The sequence below is a fragment of the Streptomyces sp. NPDC016851 genome, from assembly GCF_055562795.1.
In genome coordinates, this window is the sequence record NZ_JBVHEP010000054.1 from 1 (window position 1) to 5,125 (window position 5,125).

Annotated in this window: 2 protein-coding genes; both read left to right on the forward strand. The window is 72.9% G+C overall.

The features are described from left to right. Window positions 1–4,186: SDR family NAD(P)-dependent oxidoreductase (locus tag ACZ3I3_RS41160; protein ID WP_467373002.1), on the forward strand; the 4,186-nt coding region annotated here is incomplete at its 5' end. Window positions 4,187–4,232: 46 nt separating this feature from the next. Beyond that, a partial coding sequence (locus tag ACZ3I3_RS41165) for a beta-ketoacyl synthase N-terminal-like domain-containing protein (RefSeq protein WP_467373003.1) occupies window positions 4,233–5,125 on the forward strand: 893 nt, incomplete at its 3' end.

The window sequence follows — 5,125 nt, forward strand, 5'->3', positions numbered from 1 at the left end:
CTGGCCCGACACCGGCCGCCCCCGCCGCGCAGCCATCTCCTCCTTCGGCATCAGCGGCACCAACGCCCACCTCATCCTCGAACAACCCCCCACCGACCCCAGCGACCCCACCGACAACCACACCCCCACATCCCAAGCTCACCCCACCACCCCCATCCCCATCCCCCTGTCCGCCCGCACTCCCAACGCCCTGCGCGACCAGGCACGACGACTCACCGACCACCTCGAACAGCACAACAACACCGACCTGCCCACACTCGGACTGTCACTCGCCGTCCACCGAGCCGCACTCGGTCATCGCGCGGTGATCCGGGCCGAGGATCGGGAAGGGCTGCTGGCGGAGCTCACGACGCTGGTCGAGGGCGGCTCGTCGAGCCGTCTCGTACAGGGCGAGGCGACCACGGGTGATGTGGCGTTCCTGTTCACCGGCCAGGGCAGCCAACGCCTGGGCATGGGGCGCGAGCTGTACGAGACACAGCCCGTCTTCGCCCAGGCCCTGGACGAGGCGTGCAAGTACCTCGACGGACACCTCGGGCGATCCCTGCGCGACCTCATGTTCGGCACGGACGAGGACCTCGACGGCCAGGCCGAGCTTCTGGACCAGACCGTCCACACGCAGACCGCCCTGTTCGCGCTGGAAGTAGGGCTGTACCGGCTCGTGGAGCATCTGGGGATCACTCCGCAGTTCGTGGCCGGGCACTCGATCGGCGAGCTGGCGGCGGCGCACGTCGCCGGGGTGCTGACCCTGGAGGACGCCTGCACCCTGGTGGCCGCCCGCGGCCGGCTCATGCAGGCACTGCCCCGCAACGGGGCGATGGTCTCCGTGCTCGCCACCGAGGAGCAGGTCGCCGGACACCTCGCCGGACGCGAACACGAAGTCGCGATCGCCGCCGTCAACGGACCCACCTCGACCGTGATCTCCGGTGATCTCCTCGCCACGCTGGGCGTGGCCGAGCGACTGGCTGAGCAGGGGGTCAAAACCCGCCGTCTGCGGGTCAGCCACGCCTTCCACTCGCCGCACATGGACCCGATGCTGGAGGAGTTCGCGGCCGTGGCACGCGGCCTGGCCTTCCACACCCCGCGCATCCCCGTCGTCTCGAACGTCACGGGTGCCCTCGCCACCGCGGAGCAACTCACGTCGCCGGACTACTGGGTACGGCACGTCCGGGAGGCCGTGCGCTTCCACGACGGCATCACCACCCTGCACGAACAGGGCGTCACGACGTATCTCGAACTCGGGCCGGACGGTGTGCTGTCCGCCATGGGGCGGGCGTGCGTCCCCGAAACAACCGATGTAGAGCCGGGGTTCGTTCCGGCACTGCGCAAGGACCGTCCGGAGCCCCTCGCCCTCGACAGCGCACTGGCGCACCTGTGGGTACGCGGAACCACTCCGGACTGGCGGGCCGTGTTCGGCGGCCGGGCGGCGCGGCGGGTCGATCTGCCCACTTACCCGTTCCAGCACCAGCGCTACTGGCAGCCGAACACGGCCCGGCCCCACGACGCCACCGCGGTGGGGCTCGGGGAGGTGGACCATCCCCTGATCGGCGCCGCCCTCACCCGCGCCGACACCGACGAGTTGCTGTTCACCGGGCGGCTCTCGCTCGACTCCCAACCGTGGTTGGCGGATCACATGGTCCTGGACCGCGTGCTGCTTCCCGGCACGGCATTCGTGGAACTGGCTCTCCGGGCGGGCGGCGAGGCCCTGACCGGCGCGCTGGAGGAGCTCACGCTGCAGGCTCCGCTCGTGCTTCCGGAGCGGGGCGGCGTGCGGTTCCAGGTGGTCGTGGGTGCCCCCGACGAGTCGGGACGGCGGGAGCTGACGGTGCACTCCCGGCCGGAGGACGACGACCCCGACCGCCCGTGGGTCCGGCACGCCGACGGCCGGCTCGCCCCCGAGGACGCGCGGTCCGGCCCGGACCTCACCGTCTGGCCGCCGGCGGGTGCCGAGCCGGTCGAACTGGCCGGCCGTTACCAGGACCTGGCCGAGCAGGGCTTCGGGTACGGCCCCGCCTTCCAGGGATTGCGCACGGTGTGGCGACGCGGCGACGAGGTGTTCGCCGAACTGCGGCTGCCGGACGACCGCGCCGAGGACGCGCGTGGCTTCGGGCTCCATCCGGCGCTGCTCGACTCCGCGCTGCACGCCATCGAGCTGGGCGCTCTGCCCGGCACGGGTGAGCCCAGGCTGCCGTTCGCGTGGAGCGGGGTGCGCCTGTTCAGCGCCGGAGCCACGGCCGCGCGGGTGCGGCTGGCGCCGGCCGGGGCCGACGCGGTGACGATCGATGTCGCCGATGCCGCGGGCGCACCGGTCGCCTCGGTCGAGGCGCTCGCGGTACGGGCGGTCTCCGCCGACCAGCTCCGGGCCGCCGACGGCCGGACCCACGACGCGTTGTTCCGCGTGGAGTGGGTGCCGAGCGGGCCGGGCACCGCTCCCGCCGCCACCACCGTCGTACGTCTGGCCGGCGGCGACTCGGTGCACGACACCGTGCACCAGGCGCTTGCCCGCACCCAGGAGTGGCTGGCCGAGGACCGGCCCGACGAGGAGCGGCTGGTCGTCGTGACCCGGAGGGCCGTCGCGGTGACGGACGACGAGGACGTGCTCGACCTGCCCGCAGCGGCGGCCTGGGGGCTGCTGCGCTCGGCGCGGACGGAGAACCCGGACCGGATCGTGCTCGTGGACGTCGAGGACCTCGACGACGACTCGGCCCTGGCGACCGCACTGGCCGCCTCGGACGCGGAGATCGCCGTACGTGGGGGCACCGCCCTCACACCACGGCTGACGCGGGTCGCCCTGACCGGGGCCGCAGCCGGGACCGCGACCGAGCCCCTGCCGTTCGCGGCGGACGGCACGGTCCTGATCACCGGCGCCACCGGGGCGCTCGGCGGGCTGCTCGCCCGGCACCTGGTCACCGAGCACGGCGTACGCCGACTGCTGCTGGTCAGCCGGCGCGGCCGTGAGGCCGGCGGGGCCGTGGAGCTGGAGCGTGAGCTGAGGGCGCTCGGCGCGGAGGCCACCGTGGCGGCTTGCGACGTCGCCGACCGTGCCGCACTGGACACCTTGCTGGCGAGCATTCCGGCCGAGCATCCGCTCACCGGTGTCGTGCACGCGGCCGGCGTCCTCGACGACGGCGTGTTCGGCACGCTGACACCGGAGCGGGTCTCCGCCGTGCTGCGCCCCAAGGCCGACGCCGCCCGCAACCTGCATGAGGCCACACGCCACCTGGACCTGAGCGTCTTCGCGCTCTTCTCGTCCATCCAGGGTCTGGTCGGCGGCGCGGGGCAGGCCAACTACGCGGCGGCCAACGTCTATCTCGACGCGCTCGCCCAGCACCGCCGTGCCCAGGGGCTTCCGGCGGTCTCGCTGGCCTGGGGCCCGTGGGCCGAGGGCGGTATGGCGGCGGCCCTCGGCGAGTCCGACCGCGGCCGGTTCGCCCGGCTCGGCATGGTGGCGATCGCGCCGGCCCAGGGCATGGAGCTCTTCGATGCCGCCGTGACACTCGGCTCGCCGGGTGCCGTGCCGCTACCGCTGGACACCGCCGCCCTGCGCGCCCGGGCGGCGGAACTGCCGGCACTGCTGCGCGGGCTGGTCCGTACGCCGCCGCGCAAGCCCGTCGCGGCCGGTCCGGCCGACGACTCGGGACGGCCGTCCGTCGCGCAGCGACTCGCCGGTCTGACATCCGAGGAGCAGGAGGCACACCTCGCTGACCTGGTGCGCGACGAGGTCGCCAGAACCCTCGACTACGGCGGCTCCGACGCGGTGGATGTGCGCCGTGGCTTCAAGGAGCTCGGCATCGACTCCCTCACCGCGGTCGAACTGCGCAACCGCCTCAACAAGGCCACCGGGCTGCGCCTGCCGGCCACCCTCGTCTTCGACCACCCCACCCCCACCGCCGTCGCGAGACTCCTGCTCGCCGAACTGGCGCCCAGCGCGGGGGAGCCGGCCGTCCCGGCGGGGCCGTCGGCCGACCGCCTGGAGGAGCGCGACATCCGCCGCATGCTCGCCACGCTGTCGATCGACCGGCTACGTGGCTCCGGCCTGCTCGACCGGCTGCTCGACCTCACCGAGTCGACGCCGGCCGTCGGCGCCGAGGAGGCCTTTGCCCCTACACCGGACGCCTCCGACCTCGACATCGACGCCCTCGACGTAGACGCCCTCGTCCGCATGGCTCGTGAGAGCCACGGCTTCTGAGTCCTGGAGAAGGAACAGCATGAACAACACCTCGTCCGAAGCGGTCGTGGCAGCGCTGCGGGACTCGCTCAAGGAGACCAGCAGACTGCGGCAGCAGAACCAGGAACTCCTCGCAACCGCCCGGGAACCGATCGCCGTCGTCGGCATGAGCTGCCGCTACCCGGGCGGAGTCGCCTCACCCGAGGACCTGTGGAACCTCCTGGAGCAGGGCACCGACGCCATCTCGCCGTTCCCCGCGGACCGCGGCTGGGACCTGGAGCGACTGCACGACCCGGACCCGGACCGGCCCGGGACGTCGTACACGCGCGAAGGCGGATTCCTCCACGATGCGGCGGAGTTCGACGCGGAGTTCTTCGGCATCTCCCCGCGCGAGGCACTGGCCATGGACCCCCAGCAGCGGCTCTTCCTCGAAGCGTCCTGGGAGGCCTTGGAACGGGCCGGCATCGACCCGACGAGCCTGCGCGGCAGCGGCACCGGTGTGTACGCGGGCATCATGTACCACGACTACGGTCCGTACCTGTTCGAGCCGGTGGAGGGAGCGGACGGCCACCGTCTGACCGGTGGGGCCGGCAGCGTGCTGTCGGGCCGGGTGTCGTACACCTTCGGTCTGGAGGGGCCGGCGGTCACGGTCGACACCGCATGCTCCTCCTCTCTCGTCACCCTGCACCTCGCGGTCCAGGCGCTGCGTCAGGGCGACTGCGCACTCGCGTTGGCGGGCGGCGTCACGGTGATGTCGTCCCCCGGCACCTTCGTCGAGTTCAGCAGACAGAAGGGGTTGTCCCCGGACGGGCGCTGCAAGTCGTTCGCCGCCGGGGCGGACGGCACCGGCTGGTCCGAGGGCGTCGGCGTACTCGTCCTGGAGAAGCTGTCGGACGCCCGCCGCAACGGACACACCGTCCTCGCGATCGTCCGCGGCAGCGCCGTCAACCAGGACGGCGC